Origin of the sequence: Amycolatopsis sp. NPDC051045, from assembly GCF_040682955.1 — a bacterium.
Classification (GTDB): Bacteria; Actinomycetota; Actinomycetes; order Mycobacteriales; family Pseudonocardiaceae; genus Amycolatopsis.
Genome location: NZ_JBFBCC010000005.1, coordinates 182,413 through 206,957, shown reverse-complemented (window position 1 = coordinate 206,957; position 24,545 = coordinate 182,413). Strand labels below are relative to the sequence as shown.

General features: G+C 71.7%; 25 protein-coding genes. 13 read left to right on the top strand and 12 right to left on the bottom strand.

The window, feature by feature from the left end; genetic code table 11:
* Positions 1-134: 134 nt before the first annotated feature.
* The 4 genes from AB0M80_RS14710 to AB0M80_RS14695 form a co-directional block, all read right to left on the bottom strand.
* Complete coding sequence (locus AB0M80_RS14710) at positions 135-788, bottom strand: ATP-dependent Clp protease proteolytic subunit (RefSeq protein ID WP_364563977.1); 654 nt, start codon at positions 786-788, stop codon at positions 135-137.
* 25 nt (positions 789-813) lie between these two features.
* Positions 814-1,419 carry an ATP-dependent Clp protease proteolytic subunit gene (locus tag AB0M80_RS14705; RefSeq protein WP_364563976.1) on the bottom strand — a complete coding sequence of 202 codons (606 nt, stop codon included), beginning with the start codon at positions 1,417-1,419 and terminating at the stop codon, positions 814-816.
* Between the two features lie 138 nt (positions 1,420-1,557).
* Positions 1,558-2,949 carry a trigger factor gene (gene tig, locus AB0M80_RS14700; protein WP_364563974.1) on the bottom strand — a complete coding sequence of 464 codons (1,392 nt, stop codon included), beginning with the start codon at positions 2,947-2,949 and terminating at the stop codon, positions 1,558-1,560.
* Between the two features lie 128 nt (positions 2,950-3,077).
* Positions 3,078-3,668 carry a TetR family transcriptional regulator gene (locus tag AB0M80_RS14695; RefSeq protein ID WP_364563972.1) on the bottom strand — a complete coding sequence of 197 codons (591 nt, stop codon included), beginning with the start codon at positions 3,666-3,668 and terminating at the stop codon, positions 3,078-3,080.
* 138 nt (positions 3,669-3,806) lie between these two features.
* Between AB0M80_RS14695 and AB0M80_RS14690 the strand changes: the two genes are divergently transcribed.
* The gene (locus AB0M80_RS14690; RefSeq protein ID WP_364563969.1) at positions 3,807-5,912 is read left to right on the top strand and encodes a fatty acid desaturase; all 2,106 of its coding nucleotides are present in this window, start codon (positions 3,807-3,809) and stop codon (positions 5,910-5,912) included.
* A 37-nt stretch (positions 5,913-5,949) separates the two neighbouring features.
* On the opposite strand, the gene AB0M80_RS14685 is transcribed toward AB0M80_RS14690, so the two are convergent.
* Positions 5,950-6,525 (bottom strand): hypothetical protein, encoded by a 576-nt coding sequence (locus AB0M80_RS14685; RefSeq protein WP_364563966.1) that lies wholly within the window; start codon positions 6,523-6,525, stop codon positions 5,950-5,952.
* Between the two features lie 188 nt (positions 6,526-6,713).
* On the opposite strand from AB0M80_RS14685, the gene AB0M80_RS14680 reads away from it, so the two are divergent.
* The 3 genes from AB0M80_RS14680 to AB0M80_RS14670 all read left to right on the top strand — a co-directional run bounded on the left by AB0M80_RS14680 (position 6,714) and on the right by AB0M80_RS14670 (position 10,866).
* A complete protein-coding gene (locus tag AB0M80_RS14680) occupies positions 6,714-8,258 on the top strand; it encodes an ATP-binding protein (protein WP_364563958.1) in 1,545 nt (514 codons plus the stop codon).
* Between the two features lie 100 nt (positions 8,259-8,358).
* Positions 8,359-10,200 (top strand): glycosyltransferase family 39 protein, encoded by a 1,842-nt coding sequence (locus AB0M80_RS14675; RefSeq protein WP_364564770.1) that lies wholly within the window; start codon positions 8,359-8,361, stop codon positions 10,198-10,200.
* A 108-nt stretch (positions 10,201-10,308) separates the two neighbouring features.
* Positions 10,309-10,866, top strand: a complete 558-nt coding sequence (locus AB0M80_RS14670) for a GNAT family N-acetyltransferase (RefSeq protein WP_364563956.1) — start codon at positions 10,309-10,311, stop codon at positions 10,864-10,866.
* Here the strand turns inward: AB0M80_RS14670 and AB0M80_RS14665 are convergent.
* Both AB0M80_RS14665 and AB0M80_RS14660 read right to left on the bottom strand, forming a co-directional pair.
* On the bottom strand, positions 10,811-11,989 hold the full coding sequence (locus AB0M80_RS14665; RefSeq protein WP_364563953.1) for a hypothetical protein: 1,179 nt from the start codon (positions 11,987-11,989) through the stop codon (positions 10,811-10,813). The two genes, AB0M80_RS14670 and AB0M80_RS14665, sit on opposite strands and share 56 nt — an antisense overlap.
* The gene (locus AB0M80_RS14660) at positions 11,986-13,050 is read right to left on the bottom strand and encodes a helix-turn-helix transcriptional regulator (protein ID WP_364563951.1); all 1,065 of its coding nucleotides are present in this window, start codon (positions 13,048-13,050) and stop codon (positions 11,986-11,988) included. Before AB0M80_RS14660 ends, AB0M80_RS14665 begins: the two co-directional genes overlap by 4 nt.
* A gap of 235 nt (positions 13,051-13,285) precedes the next feature.
* Between AB0M80_RS14660 and AB0M80_RS14655 the strand changes: the two genes are divergently transcribed.
* The 7 genes from AB0M80_RS14655 (at position 13,286) to AB0M80_RS14625 (ending at position 19,652) form a co-directional block, all read left to right on the top strand.
* Positions 13,286-13,903 carry a hypothetical protein gene (locus AB0M80_RS14655; RefSeq protein ID WP_364563948.1) on the top strand — a complete coding sequence of 206 codons (618 nt, stop codon included), beginning with the start codon at positions 13,286-13,288 and terminating at the stop codon, positions 13,901-13,903.
* A 20-nt stretch (positions 13,904-13,923) separates the two neighbouring features.
* Positions 13,924-14,586, top strand: coding sequence for a Crp/Fnr family transcriptional regulator (locus AB0M80_RS14650; RefSeq protein WP_364563945.1), 663 nt, complete (start codon positions 13,924-13,926; stop codon positions 14,584-14,586).
* A 79-nt stretch (positions 14,587-14,665) separates the two neighbouring features.
* A complete protein-coding gene (locus tag AB0M80_RS14645; protein ID WP_364563942.1) occupies positions 14,666-14,938 on the top strand; it encodes a hypothetical protein in 273 nt (90 codons plus the stop codon).
* A complete protein-coding gene (locus tag AB0M80_RS14640) occupies positions 14,935-15,558 on the top strand; it encodes a hypothetical protein (RefSeq protein ID WP_364563939.1) in 624 nt (207 codons plus the stop codon). The genes AB0M80_RS14645 and AB0M80_RS14640 overlap by 4 nt, the downstream gene beginning before the upstream one ends.
* Before the next feature lie 96 nt (positions 15,559-15,654).
* The gene (locus tag AB0M80_RS14635) at positions 15,655-16,911 is read left to right on the top strand and encodes a bifunctional glycosyltransferase family 2/GtrA family protein (RefSeq protein WP_364563936.1); all 1,257 of its coding nucleotides are present in this window, start codon (positions 15,655-15,657) and stop codon (positions 16,909-16,911) included.
* Positions 16,911-18,755 carry a glycosyltransferase family 39 protein gene (locus tag AB0M80_RS14630; protein WP_364563933.1) on the top strand — a complete coding sequence of 615 codons (1,845 nt, stop codon included), beginning with the start codon at positions 16,911-16,913 and terminating at the stop codon, positions 18,753-18,755. The genes AB0M80_RS14635 and AB0M80_RS14630 overlap by 1 nt, the downstream gene beginning before the upstream one ends.
* A 141-nt stretch (positions 18,756-18,896) precedes the next feature.
* Complete coding sequence (locus tag AB0M80_RS14625) at positions 18,897-19,652, top strand: hypothetical protein (RefSeq protein ID WP_364563930.1); 756 nt, start codon at positions 18,897-18,899, stop codon at positions 19,650-19,652.
* Here AB0M80_RS14625 and AB0M80_RS14620 read toward each other — a convergent pair.
* Positions 19,640-20,374, bottom strand: a complete 735-nt coding sequence (locus tag AB0M80_RS14620; protein ID WP_364563927.1) for an AfsR/SARP family transcriptional regulator — start codon at positions 20,372-20,374, stop codon at positions 19,640-19,642. The two genes, AB0M80_RS14625 and AB0M80_RS14620, sit on opposite strands and share 13 nt — an antisense overlap.
* Before the next feature lie 111 nt (positions 20,375-20,485).
* On the opposite strand from AB0M80_RS14620, the gene AB0M80_RS14615 reads away from it, so the two are divergent.
* Positions 20,486-21,199: a serine/threonine protein phosphatase gene (locus AB0M80_RS14615; RefSeq protein ID WP_364563924.1), complete on the top strand. Its 714-nt coding sequence runs from the start codon at positions 20,486-20,488 to the stop codon at positions 21,197-21,199.
* A gap of 3 nt (positions 21,200-21,202) precedes the next feature.
* Here AB0M80_RS14615 and AB0M80_RS14610 read toward each other — a convergent pair whose 3' ends face one another.
* The 4 genes from AB0M80_RS14610 to AB0M80_RS14595 all read right to left on the bottom strand — a co-directional run bounded on the left by AB0M80_RS14610 (position 21,203) and on the right by AB0M80_RS14595 (position 23,006).
* Complete coding sequence (locus AB0M80_RS14610; RefSeq protein ID WP_364563922.1) at positions 21,203-21,682, bottom strand: DUF2127 domain-containing protein; 480 nt, start codon at positions 21,680-21,682, stop codon at positions 21,203-21,205.
* Between the two features lie 26 nt (positions 21,683-21,708).
* Positions 21,709-22,149, bottom strand: a complete 441-nt coding sequence (locus AB0M80_RS14605) for a hypothetical protein (RefSeq protein WP_364563919.1) — start codon at positions 22,147-22,149, stop codon at positions 21,709-21,711.
* Entirely contained in the window at positions 22,119-22,313 is a 195-nt protein-coding gene (locus AB0M80_RS14600; protein ID WP_364563917.1) for a zinc finger protein, read from the bottom strand. The genes AB0M80_RS14605 and AB0M80_RS14600 overlap by 31 nt, the downstream gene beginning before the upstream one ends.
* 102 nt (positions 22,314-22,415) lie before the next feature.
* The gene (locus AB0M80_RS14595) at positions 22,416-23,006 is read right to left on the bottom strand and encodes a TetR/AcrR family transcriptional regulator (protein ID WP_364563914.1); all 591 of its coding nucleotides are present in this window, start codon (positions 23,004-23,006) and stop codon (positions 22,416-22,418) included.
* Positions 23,007-23,131: 125 nt separating this feature from the next.
* On the opposite strand from AB0M80_RS14595, the gene AB0M80_RS14590 reads away from it, so the two are divergent.
* Positions 23,132-24,502, top strand: a complete 1,371-nt coding sequence (locus AB0M80_RS14590; protein WP_364563911.1) for an MFS transporter — start codon at positions 23,132-23,134, stop codon at positions 24,500-24,502.
* Positions 24,503-24,545 lie beyond the last annotated feature (43 nt).

Here is a 24,545-nt window from a genome sequence, read left to right as displayed (position 1 = left end):
CACATTGCCACTGACGGTACTCGTCCGATGCCGCGGGCGGGAACACCCACGAGTTCCGGGAGCACGTCAGAGGACGACCCTAAACCAGGATGCCGGTGTGTGTCGTCTTCTCGACACACACCGGCCCGGCGGATCTACAGCGCCGACGCCTTCCGGTACGGCAGCACCTCGTCGATGATGCCGTACGTCTTGGCCTCCTCGGCGGTCAGGATCTTGTCCCGCTCGATGTCCGTGCGGATCTGATCCGGGTCCTTGCCGGTGTGCTTGCCGAGGATGACCTCCATCTGGCGGCGCACCCGCTGGATCTCGTTCGCCTGGATCTCCAGGTCGGAGACCTGGCCGTAGGTGCCCTCGGTGGCGGGCTGGTGGATCAGCACGCGCGAGTTCGGCAGCGCGTAGCGCTTGCCCGGCGTGCCGGCCGCCAGCAGCACGGCGGCCGCGGAGGCGGCCTGGCCGAGGCAGTAGGTCTGGATGTCCGGGCGGACGAACTGCATGGTGTCGTAGATCGCCATCAACGAGGTGAACGAGCCACCCGGCGAGTTGATGTAGATCAGGATGTCGCGGTCCGGGTCCTCGTGCTCGAGGTGCAGCAGCTGGGCCATCACGTCGTTGGCCGACGCGTCGTCCACCTGCACGCCGAGGAAGATGACGCGCTCTTCGTACAGCTTGTTGTACGGGTTCGACTCCTTGACGCCGTAGCTGGTGCGCTCGACGTACGACGGCAGGATGTACCGCGACTGGGGGATGTTCGGGGCCCGGAAGTCACCCGGGAGCCTGAAGTTGCTCATCGAAAGTCTCCTTGGTGCTTCGCGCTCAGCGGGAGCCCGCACGGGCGATGTCGGCGGTGAGGACGTGGTCCACGAACCCGTAGTCCTTCGCCTCCTGCGCGGTGAACCAGCGGTCGCGGTCGCCGTCCGCGATGATCTGCTCGACCGTCTGCCCGGTCTGGTCCGCGGTGATCTTGGCCAGTTCCTGCTTCCACTTGTTGAAGAGGTCGGCCTGGATCGCGATGTCCGACGCCGTCCCGCCCACACCGGCCGACGGCTGGTGCATCAGGATCCGGGCGTGCGGCAGCGAGTAGCGCTTGCCCGGCGTGCCCGAGGAGAGCAGGAACTGCCCCATCGAGGCCGCCATGCCCATCGCGTAGGTCGCGACGTCCGGGCGGATCAGCTGCATGGTGTCGTAGATGGCGAACCCGGCGGTGACCGAGCCACCCGGCGAGTTGATGTAGAAGCGGATGTCGGACTCGGCGTCGTCGGCGTCGAGCAGCAACAGCTGCGCGGTGATGCGGTTGGCGATCTCGTCGTTGACCTCGGAACCGAGGACGACGATGCGCTCCTGGAGCAATCGCTCGAACACCGAGTCGGTGAGGGTGAGCCCTGCGGTGCCGGTCCGCGCCTCGGGCGTGTGCTGCGTCACGTCTGCCTGCCTTTTCGCCGGCAGCGGCCCAGTGCTGACGGCCGCCGCTGTCGTTTCAGATGCTTGAGATCTTGTATCCGACCCTAACGAACTTGGGCGGCGCAGAATGCCTGACACCGCCCAAGTTCGCTCACAGCTTCACTCCGCCGGAGTCTTCGCCGTTTCGTCGGTGACCTGCGTCTCTTCCGATGCCGCGTCGGCGGCCGGCTCGTCGCTGCCGAACAGCTCCGAAAGGTCGACCGCGGCACCCGAGCCGTCGGTCACGGTCGTCTTCCGGACGACCGAGGCGAGGGCCTTGCCGCGCCGCACGTCGGCGTAGATCGCGGTCAGCTGGCCCGACTGCTGGGCGCGCTGGACGTACTCGTCCGGGCTGATCCCGAAGCGCTGGGCCTGGTAGATGATCCGCTCGGTGAGCTCGCCGTCGTTGACCGAAACCTCTTCCTTGTCGGCGATGGTGTCCAGCAGCAGCTGCGTGCGGACGGCCTTCTCCGACTCGGTGCGGGTCTCCGCGTCGAACTCTTCGAGCGTGCGGCCTTCGGCCTCGAGGGCCTGCGCGAACTGGGCCTCGTCGTGGTCGAACGGGTGGATCGCGTCGTGCTTGCGGTTCTCGATCTCGGAGTCGAGAACCTTCTCCGGGATCGGCACCTCGGTGCGCTCCAGGAGCTCCTCGAGCACCTTGTCGCGGGCCTGGACGCCCTGCTGCATCTTCTTGACGCGGCCGAGCCGCTCGCGCAGGTCGTTCTTGAGCTCCTCGATCGTGTCGAACTCGCTCGCCATCTGAGCGAACTCGTCGTCGGCCTCGGGCAGCTCGCGCGTCTTGACCGACTGGACGGTCACGGTCACCTCGGCGTCCTTGCCGGCGTGGTCACCGGCGACGAGCTGGGTGGTGAACGTCTTCGACTCCCCGGCCGAGGCCCCGACGATCGCCTCGTCGATGCCGTCGACGAGCTGGCCGGAGCCGATCTCGTAGGACAGCCCGGTGGTGCTCGCCTCCTCGACGACCTGGCCGTCGACGGTCGCGGACAGATCGATCGAGACGAAGTCGCCGGTCTCGGCCGGGCGCTCGACGCCGGTCAGCGTGCCGAAGCGGGCGCGCAGCTCGTCGAGCTGCTCGTCCACCTCCGCGTCGGTCAGCTCGACGTCGTCGACGGTGATCGCGAAGCCTTCGAGGTCGGGCAGCTCGATCTCCGGGCGCACGTCGACCTCGGCGGTGAACTCGAGCACGTCGCGGTCCTCGAGCTTCGTCACGTCGAACTCGGGGTTGCCGAGCGTGCGGACCTCGTTGGCGCGGACGGCCTCGATGTACTTCGCCGGGATGGCCTCGTTGACGACCTCGTCGAGCACCGGGCCACGCCCGATCCGGCTTTCCAGGACGCGAGCGGGCGCCTTGCCGGGCCGGAAGCCCGGGATGCGCACCTGCTGGGCGATCTTGCGGTAGGCGCGGTCGAAGTTCGGCTTGAGCTCGTCGAACGGCACCTCGACATTGATCTTGACTCGCGTCGGGCTCAGCTGCTCGACGGTGCTCTTCAAGGTCTTCTCCTCGAGCGGTAACGATTGTGGTGGACAATCCTGCGGAAATGGCCCCGGTCACGTGCAGGCCGGGACGTCCGAGTCTAGGCCAGTGGCCTGCGCCACCGGGGCGGGGGCCACCTGCGCGGTCAGGGGCCCAGCATCCGGCCGATCACCCAGCGCATCTGACCGCTCGCGTGCGCCACCGACCCGCTGGGCTGCACCAGGTGGGAGAGCAGCAGCCGGACGAAGGCCTCGACCGCGACCGTCCACTCCGAAAGGGTCAGCCCGGCCTCCGGGTAGCACCGCGCGAACAGGGCGGCCACGGCGTCGACCGAACGCTCGAGCACGCCCTCGGGCCGGGTGGTGAGCAGCGGGAGGAAGTCGTCCCGGCCGCCCTGGGGGCAACCGAGCGCGGTCAGCAGCAGCGGGTTGGTCCTGGCGGCTTCGAGGGTCTGGCGGAACGCCGCGGTGACGCCGTCGGCCGGGCGGCCGGGGTGGGCGGCGACGACCTCGGCCACGCGCTCGGCGAAGCGCTCGGTTTCGCGCAGCAGCAACGCCTCGGCCAGCTCGGCCTTGGAGCCGAGTTCGTTGTAGACGGTCTGCCTGCTGACGCCGACGTGCGCGGCCAGCTTGCCCATCGTCACCGCGGTCCAGCCGTCCCCGGCGATGAGAGCGGCGGCCGCGTCCAGCAGCCGGTCCCGGGTGCGCGCCGGGGCGGGATGGGTGACGGCCTTCACAAGGGCAGCTTACCCAGCGCTTGCGTTCGGCTGGCCGGGACCTTTTTTCGAAGCGTGGCACAACGTTTACAAACCCAGCCGGGTTGTCTACGGTGACTCCCGCCTCGCCAGGAGCTTCTCGACCGAGGAGACCGCTCGATGCCCGTCGTCGATACCCCGCCGCGCGGCGCCCGGACGTCCGGATCCCCGTCGCCCGCGGCCGGCGTGCCGGCCCCGCGCTCGGTGCCCTCGCCCCGCATCCCGCTGCCCCGCCTCTCGGTGCCGACACTGCTGTTGTTCGTCGGCGGCGCCGCGCTGTGGGTCACCGCGACCTGGCTGCTGCTGGCCGGGATCGCGCCGCCGGTGTTCACCGTGCCGCTGCACGCGATCGTCACCTTCACGATGTTCACCGTGGTGCACGAATCCGCCCACCACGCCGCAGGCAAGCTGACATGGGTCAACGAGGTGCTCGGCAGGCTGGCGATGCCGTTCGTCGCGGCGTACGCGTCGTTCCCGCTGCTCCGGTTCATCCACAGTGAACACCACCGCAACACGAACGCGGACTCGCACACCGACCCCGACGCGTGGACGTCGCAGGGAGCCTGGTGGTCACTGCCGTTCCGCTGGCTCACCATCGATTTCTGGTACGCGCGGTTCTACACGGTTCGCGTGCGCAGTCGCCCGGCTCCGGAGCGGGCGGAGACCATCGTGCTGCTGTCGCTGGCGTTCGTCGCGGCCGCGACGCTGATCGCCGGCGGCCACGGCCGGGAACTGCTGCTGGGGTACGTGCTGCCGCAGCGGATCGGGCTGGCCGTGCTGGCCTGGTGGTTCGACTGGCTGCCGCACCACGGCCTGCCCGCCGCGAAGCCGCGCGACAAGTTCGGCACCACGCGGGTGCGGGTGGGGCTGGAGTGGCTGATGACGCCGATGATGCTGTACCAGAACTACCACCTGGTGCACCACCTCCACCCCGCCGTGCCGTTCTACCGCTACCTGCGGGCGTGGCAGGACAACCGGGACGCGTACCTGGCCCGCGACGTCCCGATCATCACGGCGTGGGGCCGGGAGCTGACCCCGGCGGAGTACCGCTCGTGGCGGCGGCTGGCCGACGACCTCGGCGACCGGGAGCCCGGCCCGGAGCCGCCCCCGCTCGGGCCGAGCCGGTTCCACCGGCTGCGGGTGCGGGAGGTCCGGCCGCTGACCGCGGACGCCGTCGCGATCACCTTCGACGTCCCGCCGCACCTGGCGCCGGAGTTCCGGTTCAGCCCCGGCCAGCACGTGACGGTCCGCGCGGTGGTCGACGGCCGTCCCGTGCGGCGGACGTACTCGATCTGCGCGCCGGCGGACTCGGGCGAGCTGCGGATCGCGGTGAAGCGGCGACCCGGTGGGGCGTTCTCCGGCTTCGCGGCCACGACGCTGGCCGCGGGCGACGTCCTCGACGTGCTGCCGCCCTCCGGCGCGTTCACGCTCACCCCCGATCCGGCGCGGACCGCGCACTACGTGGCGCTGGCCGCGGGCAGCGGCATCACGCCGGTGCTGTCCATCCTGGTCAGCACGCTCACCGCGGAGCCGCACAGCCGGGCGACGCTGCTGTACGTCAACACTTCGGGCGCGACGACGTTGTTCGCGCCGGAGCTGAGCGAGCTCGCCGAGGGGTTCGGCGGGCGGCTGCACGTCGTCCACTACCGCACCGACGAACGCGACCCGGACCTGCACGCGCACCGGCCCCGGCACTTCGACACGATCGGCGAGGCACTCGCCATCTCCCACGTGCGTTACCAGCGCGGGCGGCTCGACGGGACGCGGCTGCGCGCGCTGCTGCAGAACCGGCTGCACCCGGCGAAGGTCGACGAGTGGTTCCTCTGCGGCCCGCGCGGCCTGCTGGAGATGGCCCGCCGCACCCTCGCCGACGCGGACGTCCCGGAGGAGAACGTCCACTTCGAACTGTTCCGCGGCGCGGCGCCCCTGCGCGACCCGGCGGGCACCGCGGCGAAGGTGGCGGTGACGCTGGGCGGCACGACGACGTGCATCCGGGCCGAAGCCGGGGAGACGGTCCTGGACGCGGCTTTGCGGGCCGGGTTCGAGGTGCCGTACTCGTGCACGGGCGGCGCGTGCGGCACGTGCCGGGCGACGCTGCTGCACGGCCAGGTCGACATGGACGTCCGGTACGCACTGACCGAGGACGACGTCGCGGCGGGCCGGATCCTGACCTGCCGCTCCCGCGCGACGACCCCGCACGTCGCGGTCGACTACGACCGCCGCTGACCCGCCCCGCCCGGCCCCGAACGCCCGGGAGCCCGGGTCAGCCGGTCCGGGCCGGGGCGCCCGAAGGCGGGGTGCCCTGGCCGCCGCCCGGGGCCTGGCCCTGCTGCCCCTGGGCGCCCGCCTCGCCGTCGGTCACCGACGTCGCCGTGGCCGTGGTGCCCGACTCCGTCGCCACCACCGTCACCGTGTCGCCCGTCGCCAGGCCCGTCGCCTGCGCCGACGTGATCGTGTACGTCTTCGAGAACCCGTCGTCGCTCTTCGCGGTCAGCGACGTCGCGCTCAGCTCCGTCACCTCGCCCGTCTGCATGATCTTCGTGACGTAGCCGCCGTTCCCGTCGGAGGACACGTACTCCCCGTGCAGGGCCGCGCCCAGACCGCCGCCCGGCATGCCGCCGGGGCCGCCCGTCATGCCGCCCGGCCCGGCCTGGGCGTCGGTGGACGCCGACGACGAAGCGGCCCAGATCGCCGCTCCCCCGCCGGCCACGATCACCGCCGCGACGGCGCCCGCCGCGATCTTCTTGCCCGGTGACCGGTCCGGCCGCGGGGCCGTGCCCGGTGCGGGCGCCGCGCCCCACGTCTGGTCCGGAGTGGACGGTGCCTGCGGTGTGGTCATGATGGTGCTCCTCAACGAGATCCTTTGGTGTGATCCACGGTGGAGCCGCTCGCTGTGTGCGGACTGTGCCTGCCGTCAGCCGTTCCTGTGACCGGAGGAAGCGGACATCGGCGACGGGGCGGTCACCGCACAGCCGCCTCACAGGCAGCACACAACCCGCACACACAGCGCGGACGGACGCTGGCTCCATGGCCGCGCGAACCGTCCCCTCACGCCCCCGCCGGGGGCGGCTTTCGCTGCGCGCGAAACTGACCGGCTCGATGGTCGTGCTGCTCACCGTGGTGTGCCTGATCGTCGGGGTGGTCAGCGAATTCGCGCTCGACCTCTTCCTCACCCGCCAGGTCGACCAGCAGCTGTCCGCCGCGGCGGAGCGCTCGCTCGTCTTCGCGAGCAACGCCGGGCGCCAGCAGGGCGGCGGCCCGCCGCCGGGCGAGCAGCCCGGCCAGCACCCGCTCGGGCAGAACGTCGGCACGGTCAGCGGCACCTTCTCGGGGCGGGAGCTCGTCCACGACGACAGCATTTCCGAGCACGGCGAGCGCCTGCTCCTCTCGGCGGACCAGCAGGCCGTCATGCTCGCGGTGCCCACCGACGGCAAGCCGCACACGGTGTCCTTCGACGACCTCGGCGAGTACCGCCTGATGGCGCTGCCGGTCGCCGGGACGGCCGACGTCGTGGTCACCGGCCTGCCGATGAAACCGGTCAACGACACGTTGCTCACCGTCGGGCTGATCCTGGCCGGCGTCGCCGCCGCGGGCGTGCTCGGCGCGGCCTTCCTGGGCGCCTTCGCGGTCCGCCGCACGCTGCGCCCGCTCGAGCGCGTCGCGGCCACCGCCGGGCGCGTCACCGAGCTGCCGCTCGACCGCGGTCAGGTGGCGCTGTCCATCCGCGTGCCGGAAGGCGACACCGATCCGCGGACCGAGGTCGGCCAGGTCGGCTCGGCGCTGAACCTGATGCTCGGGCACGTCGCGCAGGCGCTGGAAGCGCGCCAGGACAGCGAAATCCGGGTCCGGCAGTTCGTCGCGGACGCCAGCCACGAGCTGCGCACGCCGCTGGCCGCGATCCGCGGGTACGCCGAACTGGCCGCCCGCGGCAGCGCGCTGGTGCCGCCGGACGTCGCGCATTCGATGGGCCGGATCCAGTCCGAGGCCGTCCGGATGACGACGCTGGTCGAGGACCTGCTGCTGCTCGCCCGGCTCGACGCGGGCCGTCCGCTGGACGTGCGGGAGGTCGATCTCACCCGGCTGGTCGCCGACACGGTCGGCGACGCCCAGGTCGCCGGGCGCGGGCACCGGTGGCTGCTGGAGCTGCCGCCGGACCCGGTCCTCGTGTCCGGCGACGTCCAGCGCCTGCACCAGGTGCTGGCCAACCTGCTGGCGAACGCCCGCACGCACACCCCGCCGGGCACGACGGTGGTGACGGCGCTGACCCGCTCGAAGGACACCCACAGCGCCGTGCTCACGGTGACCGACGACGGCCCCGGCATCGCCCCTGACCTGCTGCCGGACGTCTTCGAACGGTTCGCCCGCGGCGACTCGTCGCGCTCCCGCCAAGCCGGCAGCACCGGGCTCGGGATGGCGATCGCCGCCGCCGTCGTCGTCGCCCACCACGGCACGATCGAGGTGCACAGCCGTCCGGGCCGGACCGAGTTCGCGGTGCGCCTCCCCGTGGCCGTGCCCGCACAGCGAGTGCACAGCATCGGCACACGCCGGTCCCAGCTCGGCACCGGAAGCTGAGCTCATGACCGCTGTGACATCCGGGGCTTCGCCCCGGGCCGGGGACCCTGCCACCCCGAGCCCCCGAGAAGAGGACGCTCTCGCGTCCCGCGAAACCCTTGTGGCCCGTTCGGCACCCGCCCGCTTCTCGTGGCATCGGCCCGCCTTGGCCGTCCTGCTGCTCGGCACCGCCGTGCTCTACCTGTGGGGCCTCGGCGCCTCCGGCTGGGCCAACGCCTTCTACTCCGCGGCCGCGCAGGCGGGCTCGCAGAGCTGGAAGGCCCTGTTCTTCGGTTCCAGCGACGCGGCCAACGCGATCACCGTCGACAAGACGCCGGCCGCGCTGTGGGTGATGGGTCTGTCGGCGCGGCTGTTCGGCGTGAACGCGTGGAGCATCCTGGTGCCGCAGGCGCTGATGGGCGTCGGCTCGGTCTGGCTGCTGTACGCGACCGTCCGCCGCTCGTCCGGCCCGGCGGCCGGGCTCGTCTCGGGCCTGGTGCTGGCGCTGACCCCCGCCGCGGCCCTGATGTTCCGGTTCGACAACCCGGATGCGCTGCTCGTCCTGCTGCTGGTCGCCGGCGCGTACTGCGTGGTGCGGGCGTGCGAGAAGGCGGGCCCGCGCTGGCTCGCGCTGGCCGGCGTCGCGGTCGGCTTCGGGTTCCTGGCGAAGATGCTGCAGGCGTTCCTCGTGCTGCCCGCGTTCGCGGTGGCGTACCTGGTCGCCGCGCCGGTTCCGCTCGGCAAGCGGCTGCTGCACCTGCTCGGCGCGCTCGGCGCGACTGTCGTCTCCGCGGGCTGGTACCTGGTCGTGGTGGCGCTCTGGCCGGCGGCGGACCGGCCGTACATCGGCGGCTCGCAGACGAACTCGCTGTGGGAGCTGGTGTTCGGCTACAACGGCTTCGGCCGGATCACCGGCGACGAGGTGGGCAGCGTCGGCGGCGGCGCCGGCCGCGGCTGGGGCTCGACCGGCCTGACCAGGCTGTTCGGCAGCGAGATGGCGGGCGGAATCGCCTGGCTGCTGCCGGCGGCGCTGCCGGCGCTGGGCGCGGGCCTGTGGTTCACGCGCCGGGCCCCGCGCACGGACGCGTCACGAGCAGCCCTGCTCCTGTGGGGCGGCTGGCTGCTGGTGACGGCGCTGGTGTTCAGCTACATGGGCGGGATCATCCACCCGTACTACACGGTGGCATTGGCCCCGGCCGTGGGTGCGCTGGTGGGTACGGCAGCGGTCCAGCTGTGGCGGCTGCGAGCGAACCCCACCGCATCCGGCCTGCTCAGCGGCGGGGTGGCGCTGACAGCCTTGACGGCGTACCTGCTGCTGGGATCGTCGTGGCAGCCGTGGCTGGCCCCGACGGTGCTGGTGGGCGGCCTGCTGGCGGCGGTGGCCCTGTTCTTCGCGGCGCAGCTGACCCGCTGGGCGGCTTCGACCGTCGCGGCGTTCGCCCTGGTCGTCCTGCTTTCCGGCACGGGCGCGTACACCCTCGCCACAGCGGCGACGCCCCACAGCGGCGCCATCCCGTCGGCCGGGCCTTCCGCCGGCTTCGGCGGTCGCGGTCCAGGCGGTTTCGGCGGCCCCGGCGGCGGTCGTGGCGGTGGCCCGGGTGCGCTGCTGAGCACGACGGCACCCGGTGCTTCCCTCACGGCGTTGCTCCAGCAGGAGGCGTCGAAGTACACGTGGACGGCGGCCACGGTGTTGTCGAACGCGGCGGCGGGCTACCAGCTGGCGAGCGGAGCCCCGGTGATGGCGGTGGGCGGCTTCAACGGCACCGACCCGTACCCGACGCTGGAGCAGTTCCAGCAGTACGTGGCGAACGGGCGGATCCACTACTTCCTCGGCGAAGGCATGACGATGCAGGGCGGCAGCGGCTCGGACGCGGCCCAGCAGATCGCCGAGTGGGTGGCGTCCCGCTACTCGGCATCCACTGTGGACGGTGTAACGGTCTACGACCTGACTGCGACCGTGTGAGACACGACGAAAGCAGGGTGTGACGCCGGTCCGGGCCAGGGCAACCTGGTCAAGGACCGGCTCACTCCGGCACACTGGTGGTGCCCAGGCGAACAGGAGTCCCTGCCGATGACCGAGCCTCACGTACGGCCGGCCCGCTCCGCAGACCTGGAATCGTTCGCCGCAGTCCTCGGTGACCGCGAATTCTTCGACGATCGCTTCGAACGACAGCGGAAAGGCGACGGCAAACTGTTCTTGGCCTGGCTCGGTCCCCAGCCCGCCGGCGCGGTCTACTTGTGGCTCGAGGAGGCCGAGGAGCCGGCCATCCGCGATCACCTGCCGCACGTCCCCCTGATCACGCACCTGGCGGTCCACCGGGGCCTGCGGAGGAACGGGGTCGGCACGGCGCTGGTCGACGCGGCCGAGCGCTGCCTCGTCGAGCAGGGCTTCGACCGAGTCGCACTCGCGGTGCAGACGGACAACCGCTACGCCGCCGGCCTCTACGAGAAGCTCGAATACCGCGATTGGGGTTTCGGCGAGGTGACCTGCTACGCGCGGACGACCTTGCCGGACGGCACGGTCCTGATCGAGCCGGAGCGCTGTTACGTGCGGGTCAAAAACCTGATCCCGGTCACACCCGCGCCCCGGACCGAAGCATGGTCCGTCGGTGCGTCGCACCCGGGTTGAGCCGGACGTCGGCACCGGCCTGAGCCTCCAGCGGAATGCCCAGTGCCTCGACGGCGTGCTCGACACCGAAACCGCCGTGGTGGTCGCGCCGGAGGTCGGTGACCCGCTGCCGCCAGCGCACGCAGTCCTGCTGCCACGCGTGCAGGTACCGCACGCACAGCGCCGGCGTGATCAGTTCGCTGCGGCCGATCGCCGCCCGCAGGGAGTCGACCATCCGCGCCTGCTGGCCCGCCTCGATCGGCGCCGACCGCACCAGCTTGATGGTGTCCCGGATGATCCGGCGCCGGTCGGCGAGGAACTCCCGCCAGTACGGCCGGTCGGCGTGCGTCAGGCCGAGGTGGCTGTCGAACAGGCCGAACACCCCTTCGGCCAGGGTGTCGCCCAATTCCTCACCACGGGCGCGACGGGGGTCGCGGTAGGGGTCGTAGTCCTTCTGGACCGCGGTTCCCGTGGTCGCGGACGGACGCAGTCTCATGCCGTCGAGCAGGAAGAACCAGTCTTCGTTGTAGATGTTGGGGAAGAACGAGCTGAAGGCGGCCTCGCCGACCGCGAGCGCACCGCCCCCGATGAAGGTGTCCTGCTTCTGCCCGGCGTCCCGGATCGCGTGGCAGACGACGGAGTTGTCCGGCATGCCCACGTTGGCCAGGCCGACCACCGGGTATTCGCCGAGCAGACCGGCGGCGACATCGAGGTCGGCGGGGTTCGGCAGCTCGATGTCGTCGTCGAGGAAGAGGATCCGCTTCCAGCCGGCCAGCACCGCGATCAGCAGCCCCAGGTTCCGCTTGAAGCTGGTGTCGGTCTGCCGCCGGAACCGGGTGGACCGCAGGACCTGGTCGGTGGCGAACTCCGGCACGAGCCCGGGGTTCAGCAGGTCGATGTCGATCGCGAGCGCACGGACCCCGGCGCTCTTCGCCTCGAGGGCCGCGCTGGACGCGGTGGACCGGAGACTGCACAGCAGGAGGAGGAAGACGTCGCGTTCCTTGGCCACGGCGATGGCCTGCCTCAGGTAGGCGGCCGGACGCCCGGTGGGCACGATGATCGCGTCCATCGCCGCACCCGGGACGCCCTCCGTGTCGAAGTGCGCCAGGAGATCCTGGTGCGACTCGTGCTGCCGCGGGTTCACCCGGCAGCCTCGGGCCACTCGTGCAACCGGTTCTCCTCGAGGGTCCAGTCGGGGGTCAGGCCCTGTCCGCCGACGACAGGCACCCGGCTGATGATGCTGAAGGGTTCCACATCGCCGAACCGCTCACGCACGTACGCGATGTTCCGGTCGCGGAACCGCGCGTCCGTCAGCGCGCGAACCGCTCCGAGCGTGCCACGACCGTACATACCATTGCACACGGTCACCGTGCGCTTTCGGTTGAACGGGCTTTCTCCGCGGTAGAAGTGGGCGACGTCCTCCAGCAGGTGCTGCCGGCTGTCGAGCTTGGGTTCGAACAGCTTCGGACCGCCGTCCTGCCGCACCCGGAACCCGCCGTGTTCGGCGTCGTCGTCCCGGCCGACCTGCTCCACCGGGAGGTCCACCCGTTCGATCACGTCCCGGGTCACCGAGTTCCAGTCCACCCCGCCGAGCAGGACGAGGTGGCTCGTGTAGTCGTCGGCCGTCAGCTCCTCGCTGGTGCAGAACTTGACGTTGTTGCCGGGGTTGCGCGAGCGGATGTGCCCGAACAGCTCGATCAGCGCGTCGGGATCGGCGTAGGTGTACAGCGAGACGAAGTCGGCGCTCTCCGGGTTCGCGTAGGAGAGGTGCCGCCGGTACTTCTCCGGGAGCCGGGCGCAGACGATGGTGATGTTCTGCCCCTCGTCGAAGGTCCAGATGTCCGCCGGCGGCCGCGGCGCGGTGGACTCCCGGCCTTCGCGCAACCACAGCAGCTCTTCCAAGAGCTCCTTGCGCCGCGTCCGCTCCTCGTCCGTCAGTTGCTCGACAGGGAGGACACGCAGGGTGGCGCCGTCCAGGGACCGCCGGGTCGCGAACAGCGTCGCGTAGGCCTCGAGCCGCCTGTTCGGCGGCACGACCGGCTTGTCCGCGTTCTCCCACGACGAGATCAGCGAGATGCTGAGCGGCTTGCTCCCGCCGAGCGCCCGGGCGAGCTGGGTCTGCGTGATCCCCGCCTCGGGCCACAGGTCCTCGCGCAGCGCGCGCAGGCGGCGGGCAAGCGCAGGCCGAGGCAAGACTGGGGACACGACTCGGGCCACCCTTCAGGAAATTTCAGCACTCCCGACGAGGGCACCGATACTACTCCCCGTCACTGGTGCCCCTGTCGAGGCCCCGCCGAAGCAGGCACTGAAACGTTACGCCGAGCGGGACTTCCTCGCACCGAACAGATAACACCGATTCATCTCAGTTGATCCGGGGTACTTCGCGCCTTACAGTCTCCTTGACTGAACTTCAGTTTCAACCTGAAGGCAGGAGCGGGCCATGGACACCTCAGCAGGATTGCCCCGCCACCGGGCCATCGTGGCGGTCGACATCGAAGGCTCGACGACGCGGACCAACCCGGCCAGGGCGCAGCTCCGCACCGTCCTCTTCGAACTGCTGGACGAGGCCTTCCTGGCCGGCGGGATCACCAAGAAGTACCGCGACGGGTTCGTCGACCGCGGCGACGGCGCGCTGTGCCTGGTCCGGCCCGTCGACCAGGCCCCGAAGCCGGTGCTGCTCGCGACCGTCGTCCCCGCACTGACCGAACTGCTCGAGAAGCACGCCGAAAGCCGGCCCGCACTCGCCTTCCGGCTCCGGGTCGCGGTGCACGCGGGCGAGGTGCACTACGACGGCCGCGGCCCGTACGGCGAAGACATCGACATCGCCTGCCGCTTCGTCGATGCGCCGGAGCTGCGGCGGCAGTTGCGTATCACGGCCGCGCCGCTCGTGCTCGTTGTTTCGCAGGAGGTGCACCGCTCGGTCGTCCGGCACGGCTACCCGGGGATCGATCACAGCGCGTACCTCCGGACGGTGCCCATCAGAGTCGGCACTCAGCGGCTCCGCGGGTGGATCCACACCCCCGAAGCCGGCCGGCGCCAGGAGGACATGACCGCGTAGCACGGGAAGAGGTGGGGACGGTGGAACCGACGGGATTCTGGGCCGAGCTGGCCCCGGCCGACCGCCGCAAGCTGACGGAGTCCGCCACGCGGCGCTCCTACCGGCGCGGCGAAACCGTGTGCCGGGAAGGCGACCTCTCCAGCGTCGTGCTGGTGCTGCTGTCCGGGCACGTGCGGATCGTCCACGGCACGCCGGACGGCCGCGAGGTCGTCGTCGGGGTGCGGGGGGCCGGTGACGTCATCGGGGAACTCGCCGCGATCGACGACCTGCCGCGCTCGGCGACCGTCGAGGCGCTGGAGGACCTCGACGTGCTCGAGATTCCCGGCGGCCGGTTCGCCTCGCTGTGCCGGGCACGGTCGCGGATCTCCTGGGCTCTGCTGCTCGTGCTCTCGGGCCGCCTGCGGTCGGTCGGCAGGCAGTGGCTGGACATCGGCGGCGGAGCCGCGGCGCGGCGCGTGGCGGCTCAGCTCATGCAACTGGCCGTCCAGCACGGCGTGCCGCGCGGGGACGACATCCGGATCGCGGTCCCGGCCACGCAGGCCGAACTGGCGATGACCGCGGCGATCTCGCGTGAGTCCTGGGCGCGCGTGACGCGCAACCTGCGGCGGCAAGGGGTGATCAGCACCGGCAGAAGACAGGTGACGATCCACCGCCTGGCCGAACTTCGACGCTTGGCGAGCTGAATCCCGCGCTGTGTGTCAGCTGACACACAGGATGCGACGACCCCGAGGTTTCCTGGATCCAGGGCAGAGGAGGGCTTTCATGGACCCCTACACCACCGCACCGCGCCGGAGCCGCTGGCGCCGTGGCGTCTACGCGGCCGCTCTCGTCATCCCCTTCACCGCCTCCCAGCTGTGGGCGCTGCTGGTGCTGCTGCGGCTCGCCCCGCTGGACGGGCTGGTGGGTCAGGCTTTCGTGCTCGTCCTGCTGGGCTCCGCCGCCGCGATCTGGGCCGGCTGGCGCTGGACCTGGCAGCTCGGCCGCGACCGCGAGGTCAAACCCGAGCCCGCCCCCAAAACACGGATCCCGACATGACGTCCGGGCCGGTCATCGTCGCCGCACTCGTGCTGGCCTCCGGTGCCGGACGTCTCCTGCGCCACCTCGGCGGCCTCCTGCGCCGCCGGCCGACCGAACGGAGCACGGAAATGACCAGTACGCAACCGACCTTCCCGCTGCGGGTGTACCACTGGCGGTGGGAAATCCTGGCCGTGACGCTGCTCCCCTACGGCGCGGTGACCTTCGCGCTGTGGGCCGGCCCGCTGTGGGCATCGGCGTTCTTCGCCGCCGCGCTCGGCTTGGCGGTGCTGCGACGCCGCCAGGTGCGGGCGCGGATCAAGGCGATCGCGCTGCAGCACCGGCTGCGGGCGGTGTTCCCGCAGCTGCGCCTGCCCGGCGGCCGCCGCCCGGCGATCCTGTGGAGCCGGCCCCGCGGCGGCGACATCGTGGTGTCGCTGTACGGCCGTGAGGCGTTCGAGCACCTCCACCGGCACCGCACGGTCCTGGCCGAGGCCTGCTCGGTGCCCGAGGTGTACGTGGACCGCCACCCGAGGTACGCGAGCCTGGTGACGCTGACGATCAGCTCGACGCCGCCGAAGCGCGAGCCGGGGCGTGCTTCCCTGCCCAGCAACGTGGTGCCGCTTCGCGCCCACAGCTGAGTGCGCCGGTGCCCGGCCACGCGCCGGGCACCGCGCACAGCAACCGCACAGACAGAACACACGATCACCAAAGCGGCGGCCGCGACTGTAGGGGGCATGACAGCCACCGCCTCCGCATCACGGCCCGGGACCCTCCCGGTCGACCTGGCCGGCCCGCAGCCTGTTCTCGACGTCGTCATCCCGGTCTACAACGAAGAGACCGACCTCGAACCGTGCATCCGCCGGCTGCACGATCACCTGGCCGAGCACGTCTCCTACCCGTACCGGATCACCATCGCCGACAACGCGAGCACCGATGCGACGCTGCAGGTGGCCGAAAGACTCGCCCGGGAGTTCCCGGCGGTGGCCGTCCACCACCTCGACGAGAAGGGCCGCGGCCGCGCGCTCAACGCCGTGTGGCAGGCCTCGGACGCCGCCGTGCTCGCCTACATGGACGTCGATCTTTCCACCGATCTCGCCGCGCTCGGGCCGCTCGTCGCGCCGTTGCTGTCCGGGCACTCCGATCTGGCCATCGGCAGCAGGCTCGCCCGGGGGGCGCGAGTGGTGCGGGGCCCGAAGCGCGAGTTCATTTCCCGGTGCTACAACCTGATCCTCCGCTCGACGCTCGCCGCGAAGTTCAGCGACGCGCAGTGCGGCTTCAAGGCCATCCGCGCCGACGTCGCCCGCGAGCTGCTGCCGCACGTCGAGGACACCGGCTGGTTCTTCGACACCGAGCTGCTGGTCCTGGCGCAACGCGCCGGGCTGCGGATCCACGAGGTGCCCGTCGACTGGGTCGACGACCCGAACTCGTCGGTCAACATCGTCAAGACGGCCACCGCGGACCTCAAGGGCATCGCCCGCGTCACCAAAGCCACGTTCACCGGCGAAATCCCGATCAGCAGGCTGCGCGAGCAGCTCGGCCGGCAGCCGATCGGCGTCGACGCGCCGGGCGTGCCGCCGCGGCTGGTGACGCAGCTGGTGCGGTTCGCCGCGATCGGCGTCAGCAGCACCCTCGCCTACCTCGTGCTGTTCCTGCTGCTGCGGACGGCGGTCGGCGCGCAGCCGGCGAACTTCGCGGCGCTGCTGGTGACGGCGGTCGGGAACACCGCGCTGAACCGGCGGCTCACGTTCGGCATCCGCGGCCGCGCCGGCGCCGGGCGGCACCAGTTCGAAGGGCTGATCGTGTTCGGCCTCGGGCTCGCGCTGACGAGCGGAGCGCTGGCCCTGCTCAACGGATCCACCACCCCCGGCCTGGTCCTGGAGCTCACCGTGCTGGTGCTGGCGAACCTCGCCGCCACGGTGCTCCGGTTCCTCCTCCTGCGCGGCTGGGTGTTCAACCCGCGCCGCCAGGCCACCACTCAGAAGGAGTACTGATGACCGCCGTCCTGTCCACCCCGGTCACCGAGGAACCGGAACACCGCAAGGAGTCCGGCGCCCACGCACCGCCGCGCTGGGTCCGCCCGGCGGCGTTCGGGCTGCTGGCCGCCACCGCGGTGCTGTACTTCTGGAACCTCACCGCGTCCGGCTACGGCAACTCGTTCTACGCCGCCGCCGTCCAGTCCGGGACGCAGAGCTGGAAGGCGTGGCTGTTCGGGTCGCTGGACTCGGGGAACGTGCTGACCGTCGACAAACCGCCCGCGGCGCTGTGGGTCGCCACGGCGTTCGCCCGGATCTTCGGGTTCTCCAGCTTCACCGTGCTGGCCCCGCAGGCGCTCATGGGCGTCGCGTCCGTCGGGATCCTGTACCTGACGGTGAAGCGGACCTCCGGCCCGGCCGCCGGGCTGATGGCCGGCGGGATGCTGGCGGTGACGCCGGTCGCGGCGCTGATGTTCCGGTTCAACAACCCGGACGCGCTGCTGGTCCTGCTCATGGTCGCGGGCGCCTACTTCGTCGTGCGCGCCACGGAAAAGGCGAGCCCGCGCTGGCTCGCGCCGGCCGGGGCCGCGATCGGGTTCGGCTTCCTGACGAAGATGATGCAGGCGTTCCTGGTGCTGCCGGCGTTCGGCCTGGCCTACCTGCTCGCGGCGCCGGCGTCGCTGGGCAAGCGGCTGCTGCACCTCGGTGGCGCGGTGGTGGCGCTCGTCGTCTCGGCGGGCTGGTTCATCGCGCTGGTCGACCTGTGGCCGGCGTCGTCGCGGCCCTACATCGGCGGGTCCGAAGGGGACAGCCTGCTCGAACTCGCCCTGGGCTACAACGGTTTGGGCCGCATCTTCGGCGGCGAGGGCAACGGCGGGGGCATGGGCGGCGGCACGGGCGGCAACACCGGGTTCGGCGGGTCCACGGGGCTGTTCCGGATGTTCGGCGCCAGCTTCGGCACCGAGATTTCGTGGCTGCTGCCGGCCGCGCTGATCGGGCTGGTCGCCGGGCTGTGGTTCACGCGGCACGCGCCGCGCACCGACCGGACGCGGCTCGCGCTGGTGTTGTGGGGCGGCTGGCTGGTCGTGACGGCACTGGTGTTCAGCTTCATGAGCGGCACGGTGCACCCGTACTACGCGGTCGCGCTCGCCCCGGCGATCGCCGCGCTGGTCGCGATTTCGGGTCGCGCGCTGTGGCAGGGCCGGGCGCACCTGGCGCCGCGGGCGGTGCTGGCCGGGATGGTCGTGGCGACGGCGGTGTGGTCGTTCATCCTGCTGGACCGGACGCCGGAGTGGTTCCCGGCCCTGCGCTGGATCGTCGCGGTGCTCGGTGTGCTGGTCGGCACGGTCCTGGTGATGGGCGCGCCTGCTTCGCGTCGCCTCGTGGCCGTCACCGCGGCGGCCGTGGTCCTGACGATCGGCGTGTCTTCCGCGGCGTACGGCGTCGAGACGGCGTCGGTGGCGCACAGCGGATCGATCCCGACGTCCGGCCCGACGTCGAGCGCCATGGGCGGCTTCGGCGGGCCGGGTGGCGAGGACTCGTCGTCGAGCGCGATCGGCTCCCTGCTGGCGAAGACGACGACCAAGTGGGCTGCGGCGACGACCAGTTCGCAAAGTGCGGCCTCGCTGGAGCTCGCGAGCGGCAAGGCGGTGATCGGCATCGGCGGCTGGAGCGGTTCGGACCCGGCACCGACGCTGGCGGAGTTCAAGGCGTACGTGGCCGCGGGCGAGGTCAAGTACTACATCGAAGGCGGCCGCGGCGGCGGGCCGGGTGGCGGATCGTCGGAGATCGCGGAGTGGGTGACGGCGAACTTCACCGCCACCACGGTCGACGGCCAGACGGTCTACGACCTGCAGAGCTGAGGATCGCGAAGGGGGTCGTGAGCGGGACTTCCCGCTCACGACCCCTTTGTCCGCAGGCAGCGGCTTATAGCGAAAATATAGAGATCTTCCGTACGTTGGCGGCGACGGCGGCAGGGGGCCGCCGCACCAGGGGGTAACCGCATGACGCTCGATCGCCGCAACCTGCTCAAGCTCACCGCCGGCGCGGTGACCGTCGCCGGGGCCGCTGTGCTTTCCGGCACCGCAACGGCCACCGCCGCGGACAGCGGCCTGCCGCCCGTGCCCGGGATGCTCGGGGACCGGCGGGCCAACGAACTCTGGTACCAGCTCGACGAAATCGCGTTGTACCAGCCGTCCCAGGAAGTCCAGGACGCCTACGCCGTGCTCTTCCCGTTCATCCAGGAGAACGCTCCGGAAGGCCTGTACGAAAAGTGGCGGGAGCTGAGCCGGGAACCGGCCTACCCCGGGAACTACGCCGAGTTCGCCAAGCCGGTCGAACAGCCGCTGCGCACCCTCTCGAAACTGCAGCTCGACAACTTCGACCGCTTCTACCGCTGGGACGGCGAAGGGCTCGCGAACGCGTTCGCCGCCTTCGGGCAGGGCATCCTCTTCGACCCCCGGCGGGAGCCGGCCGAGTCGGAGGTGCACACCATGAACGGCAACCCGCCGAGCGGCTACCACTTCTGGCACTCCATCCTGCGCGCGCAGATGTTCCTCGGCATCGACCGGCACCGGTGGGCGCGGATCGACCCCCTGATCGGCTTCGGCTGGGCGCTGCAGTCCATCGCGAAACCCGACCACCGCCACGTCAACCCCGGCCTCCCGCGGGAACAGGTGCGCACGCTGGCCCGGTACTGGCTGCCGCGCACCCCCGCCCAGCTCGACCAGGACTTCCAGTCGGCGCCCTATCCCGCCTGAGCGTCCAGCACCCGCTGGTACGCCGCCCGTAGCGCGGGGCCCGGCGCGAACCCGAGCCGCTCGTCGAGGAGCTTGCGGCCCCGGTGGTACACCGCGACCGCGTCCGCAGGCCGCCCGCTCGCGCAGAGCGCGGCCATGAGCAGGGCTCGCGCGCGTTCCCGCATCGGGTGGTCGAGGACGAACGCGGTCGCGTCGGGCACCGCGCGCAGGTGGTCGCCCGCCGCGATCTCGGCCTCGATCCGGCCCTCCAGCGCCGCCAGCCGCAGTTCGTCGAACCGCGCCGCCTGACCCGCGCGGAGCGGTTCGGCGACGTCGGCGAGCACCGGACCGCGCCACAGCTCCAGTGCGGCGCGGAACAACCTCGCCGCGGGGGCCGGCCGGCCCGCGCGCAGCTCGACGTGGCCGGCCGAGGCCAGCCGCTCGAACTCCTCGGCGTCGACGGTCCCGCCCGGCGTCAGCAGGTAACCCCGGCCGGCCCGGACGAGCCGCGCCGGCCGGCCGAGGGCGTTGCGCAGCCGGGAGACGTACGTGCACACCTGCGCGTCGACCGTCGACGGCCGTTCGCCGTCCCACAGCAGCGAAATCAGCCGTTCGTCGGGCACCACCCGCCCGCGGGCCAGCAGCAACGCCGCCAGCAGCGTCCGCGGCTTCCGCCCGCCGAGCACGGCCGGGCGGCCGTCGGCGCGCGACACCGCCAGCGGCCCGAGTATCCGGAACTCCATGCCCCACCCCGTTTCCACCGTACGCGAACCGGCCCGGCCGGCCCGGAAAATCTCAGACGGCCCACAGGTTCGGCGCGGATCATGGAGGTCAGAGGGGATGAGGAGGCCGCGATGAGCACCACACGTCCGGGTTACCCGCGCTGGCACACCGCGAGCGCGCAGGGGCCGCGCTCGCTCAACGCCGACGCCGTCGGCGCGTACGCCGCCGCCGGCGGGCCCGGCATCGCGTTCGCCCTCGCCGACGGCGTCGGGGACGATCCCGCCGCCGCGCGCGCGGCCCGCACCGCCGCCGCGGCCGCCGCGCGCACGCCGGTCCACAAAGGACCGGTCGAGGCCGTCCTCGCCGCGCAGCGCGCGGTTCGCGAACAGACGCTCGGGGACGCCGTGCTCGTCGTCGCCATGCCGGCCGAGCACGGCGGGTACCGCATCGCCTGGGTCGGCGACGCCCGCGCATACGCCTGGGACGGCACCACGCTGAGCCGGCTGACCACCGACCACACGCTCGCCGAGTTCTTCCGCGCCCGCCACCAGCCGGTGACGCCGCGGATGGAGCACGTGGTCACCACCAGCGTCCGCACCGCCGAGGCGCACGAGATCGGCACGGCGGAGACGACGGCCGCGGGCCTGCTGCTGACCAGCGACGGCGTCCACAAGCCGCTCACCGGCACCGGCATCCGCGCGGTGCTGGCCCAGCCGGGCGCGGGCGCCGCCGAACTCGTCGAGGCCGCGCTCGCCCGCGGCGGTTCGGACAACGCGACCGCCCTCTACGTCGAACCCCTGGAGGCGGCCGACAACACCACGGTCCGATTTCCCGTCGCCGCGTGAAGCCTAGGCCGCGCGCTTCAGCTGCCGGTACTCCCGCAGCACCAGCACGATGATCACGACGTCGAGCGCGGCGAAGAACGGCAGCGCGATCGAGTGGGTGTGCACCGCGCGGAAGATTTCGTAGACGACGAACGCGGCGAGGATGGCGGCCGCGACCGGGTAGGCGCGGACGATCTTGCGGGCCAGCGCCCACACCAGGCCGAGCTTGATCAGCCCGTGGGCGAGCAGGTACGCGACGGCGAACGTCTTGGTGTCGCCGTGGAGGAAGTTCTCCGTCGCCGACTCGAGGTGGCGTGCCAGTGTGCCCGAGGGGTCGCCGAGCAGGTCGCGGGTGATCACGGCGTGGGTGAACCCGCTGACGGTCGACGCCGGGATGAACGCGAGGATCAGCGCCCCGACGACCTGCAGTGCGCCGTCGAGGCCCTTGAGCGCGATCGCGATCCGGAAGAACCGCTCGGTCGCCGTCGTCTTGTCCGCAGCCATGCCTCCAGCTCAGCAGAAACGGCGGATCAGCGCACGTGGACGCACTTTTCGCACCGTTCGTGGCGGGCTGTCCGGCCGGTCGGGTCCTTCCCGTAGAAGGGGTAGCACGCCGCACCGCAGACGGCGAGGAAGATCGGCCCGCACCGGAGGGGGTGCGGGCCGACCTGGTGGGCGACGGCCAGCGCGCGCCGCCGTGCGCCCGCTTCGGGGAGCCAGCCGTGGTCCGGGAGGCCGGCGCGGACCTGGGCGTCCAGCTCGTCGGCCCGGGTGATCAGGTCCGTACCCAGATCGGCGAGCCGTTCTCCCAGATCGCGGAGGATGTCGGGACGCGGCGCCTCCTCCCCGACCGTCCTCGCCAGCCACGCCAGATCGGGGACGAGCGAAGCGTGGAGGTCGCGGATGCGCTCCAGCAGCCGCTGGTCCCGGCCGGCACCGTTCAGCACCGCGCCAGCCACGCCGACTCGCATCCGGTACACGTCGGATCGAACCAATTCCCCCCGAGCTGCGGAACGTCGCGCACCGCGACGGTCACTTCCTCCCCGCACAAAGCCACGAACCGTTCCTCCGGACGCGGAGGGAACGGCCCGTCGAGCGCGTGGCGTTTTCCCTCCGCTTGCTGCCACCTCAACATGATGTCCAGTCAATCTGTCCGATCCGGTGGACACCAACACGCCGAGGGGGTGATGAACGGGGGGCCGAGCGACGAAAGCGAATTCTTCGCGCCGGGCCCGGGTCAGCGGCCCTCGACGGGCTTCGCCGACGTCTCCGCCCGCACCACGTCCTCGGCGAAGGCGACCGCCGTCTTCGCGCCTTCGTCGCCGAAGATCGGGCCGTTCGTGTACAGGCCGTCGATGATGAACATGACGCGGTCCGCCAGGCGCTCCGGGTCCGGTGCCGGCGTCTCCGCGGCCAGCTCCCGCAACTGCGTCCGGACCCGCGTGAAGTGGTCCATCGACACCCGGTGGGCCGGGTGCCGTCGATCCGGGAACTCGGCGAACGTGGTGCGCAGCGGGCACCCGCGCGTGCCTGGCTCGCTGACCCGCACCCCCACCTCGCGCACGAGCTCCACCAACTGCCCGCCCGGGCTTCCCGCAGCCGCTCTCGCCCCGTCGACGATGGCGTCCCAGTCGCCGCTGCAGCGCTTCAAGTAGGCCACGACCAGGTCGTCCTTGCTCGCGAACTGGCCGTAGAGCAGGTTCTTGCCGCACCCGCACTCGTCGATGATCTGCTGCATCCCGACGGCGTGCACGCCGTACCTGTTGAACAACCGGGTGGCGGTTTCGAGGATGCGCTCACGAGCATCCGGCGTCGGCTTGCGCGGCATCCGGGAATCGTACCGGACCGAATGGTCCACATCGTGGATTCCGGTTTGACAAGCGCCGACGGACGCGGCCATGATTCGGACCGTTCGGTCCCGGACCGATCGGTCCGACACACCTGGGGGTTCCTTTGACCGTCTCCACGCCGTCCGTCGCGGTCCACGACCGCCTCACCCCGCGCGCCCGCGGCCTGCTGCTCGTGCTCTGCGGCGCGCTGTTCCTCGACGCCCTCGACGTCTCGATGAAGGGCGTCGCGCTGCCCTCGATCGGCGCCGAACTCGGCATGTCCACCGGCTCCCTGCAGTGGGTGGTCAGCGGCTACGTCCTGGGCTTCGGCGGCTTCCTGCTGCTCGGCGGCCGCGCCGCCGACCTGCTCGGCCGCCGCCGGATGCTGATCGGCGCGCTCGCGGTGTTCGCCGTCGCCACCGCGCTCGGTGGCTTCGCCACCAGCGGTCCGCTGCTCATCGCGGCCCGGTTCGTCACCGGGATCAGCGCCGCGTTCAGCGCGCCCGCCGGGTTCTCGATCATCACGACGAGCTTCGCCGAGGGCCCGGCCCGCAACAAGGCGCTGTCGATCTACACCGCCACCGGCGCGACCGGCTTCTCGCTCGGGCTGGTCGCGGGCGGGCTGCTCACCGAGATCAGCTGGCGGTGGGTGTTCCACGCGCCGGTGCTCGTCGCGTTCGCGACGCTGATCGGCGCGCTCGCCGTCGTCCCGCGCACGCCCGCCGCACCGGGCCGGGGGTTCGACATCGCCGGTTCGGCGACGATCACCGCGGCGATGCTCCTGCTGGTGTTCACACTGGTCGAGGCACCGAACGCGGGCTGGGCGTCGGTGCGGACGCTCGGGTCGCTGGTGGCCGTCGCGGTGCTGCTGGCGCTGTTCGTCGTGATCGAACGCCGGGTGGCGCACCCGTTGCTGCGGCTGGGGATCCTGCGATCCGGCGCGCTGGTGCGGGCCAACGTCGCGGCGATGTCGCTGCTCGGCGGCTGGGTCGGCGCGCTGTTCATCATCACCCTGTACCTGCAGGGCTTCCGCGGCTGGTCGGCACTGGAAACCGGTCTCGCGGTGTGCCCGAGCGGCATCGTCGTGGCGGTCCTCGCGCCGCGGATCGCCGCGCCGCTGGTCGGCCGGTACGGCTCGGGCCGCGTCGCGCTGGCGGGCCTCGTGTCGTCGGTGGCGGCGTACGCGCTGCTGCAGTTCCTGGACGCCTCGAGCGGCTACGCGACGCTGATGCTGCCGGCGTTCCTGCTGGTGGGAGTGGCCTTCACGCTGACCTACGGGCCACTGACGATGGCGGCCGCGGACAGTGTCCCGGCCGCCGACCAGGGCCTCGCCGGCGGGCTGGTGAACACGGCGTTCCAGATCGGGCCGGCGCTGACGCTGGGCGTGGTCTCGGCGGTGACCGCGACCGGCAGCCTCCGGGCGGCCCTCGTGGTCCCGCTGATCGTGGCCGCGCTGGGGGTGGCCACGATGCTCCCCGCCCTGCGCCGCGCCTGAAAGCCGTGAATGCCACCTTGAGGGACGTCATGTCCCTCAAGGT

Excerpts from the sequence above, each read along its gene's own strand:
- AB0M80_RS14655 (WP_364563948.1), top strand. The coding sequence starts at position 13,286 with ATGGACACCTCAGCAGGATTGCCCCGCCACCGGGCCATCGTGGCGGTC.
- AB0M80_RS14630 (WP_364563933.1), top strand. The coding sequence starts at position 16,911 with ATGACCGCCGTCCTGTCCACCCCGGTCACCGAGGAACCGGAACACCGC.
- AB0M80_RS14635 (WP_364563936.1), top strand. The coding sequence starts at position 15,655 with ATGACAGCCACCGCCTCCGCATCACGGCCCGGGACCCTCCCGGTCGAC.
- AB0M80_RS14645 (WP_364563942.1), top strand. The coding sequence starts at position 14,666 with ATGGACCCCTACACCACCGCACCGCGCCGGAGCCGCTGGCGCCGTGGC.
- AB0M80_RS14620 (WP_364563927.1), bottom strand. The coding sequence starts at position 20,374 with ATGGAGTTCCGGATACTCGGGCCGCTGGCGGTGTCGCGCGCCGACGGC.
- AB0M80_RS14625 (WP_364563930.1), top strand. The coding sequence starts at position 18,897 with ATGACGCTCGATCGCCGCAACCTGCTCAAGCTCACCGCCGGCGCGGTG.
- AB0M80_RS14610 (WP_364563922.1), bottom strand. The coding sequence starts at position 21,682 with ATGGCTGCGGACAAGACGACGGCGACCGAGCGGTTCTTCCGGATCGCG.
- AB0M80_RS14595 (WP_364563914.1), bottom strand. The coding sequence starts at position 23,006 with ATGCCGCGCAAGCCGACGCCGGATGCTCGTGAGCGCATCCTCGAAACC.
- AB0M80_RS14605 (WP_364563919.1), bottom strand. The coding sequence starts at position 22,149 with ATGCGAGTCGGCGTGGCTGGCGCGGTGCTGAACGGTGCCGGCCGGGAC.
- AB0M80_RS14640 (WP_364563939.1), top strand. The coding sequence starts at position 14,935 with ATGACGTCCGGGCCGGTCATCGTCGCCGCACTCGTGCTGGCCTCCGGT.
- AB0M80_RS14670 (WP_364563956.1), top strand. The coding sequence starts at position 10,309 with ATGACCGAGCCTCACGTACGGCCGGCCCGCTCCGCAGACCTGGAATCG.
- AB0M80_RS14615 (WP_364563924.1), top strand. The coding sequence starts at position 20,486 with ATGAGCACCACACGTCCGGGTTACCCGCGCTGGCACACCGCGAGCGCG.
- AB0M80_RS14680 (WP_364563958.1), top strand. The coding sequence starts at position 6,714 with ATGGCCGCGCGAACCGTCCCCTCACGCCCCCGCCGGGGGCGGCTTTCG.
- AB0M80_RS14600 (WP_364563917.1), bottom strand. The coding sequence starts at position 22,313 with ATGTTGAGGTGGCAGCAAGCGGAGGGAAAACGCCACGCGCTCGACGGG.
- AB0M80_RS14710 (WP_364563977.1), bottom strand. The coding sequence starts at position 788 with ATGAGCAACTTCAGGCTCCCGGGTGACTTCCGGGCCCCGAACATCCCC.
- AB0M80_RS14685 (WP_364563966.1), bottom strand. The coding sequence starts at position 6,525 with ATGACCACACCGCAGGCACCGTCCACTCCGGACCAGACGTGGGGCGCG.
- AB0M80_RS14690 (WP_364563969.1), top strand. The coding sequence starts at position 3,807 with ATGCCCGTCGTCGATACCCCGCCGCGCGGCGCCCGGACGTCCGGATCC.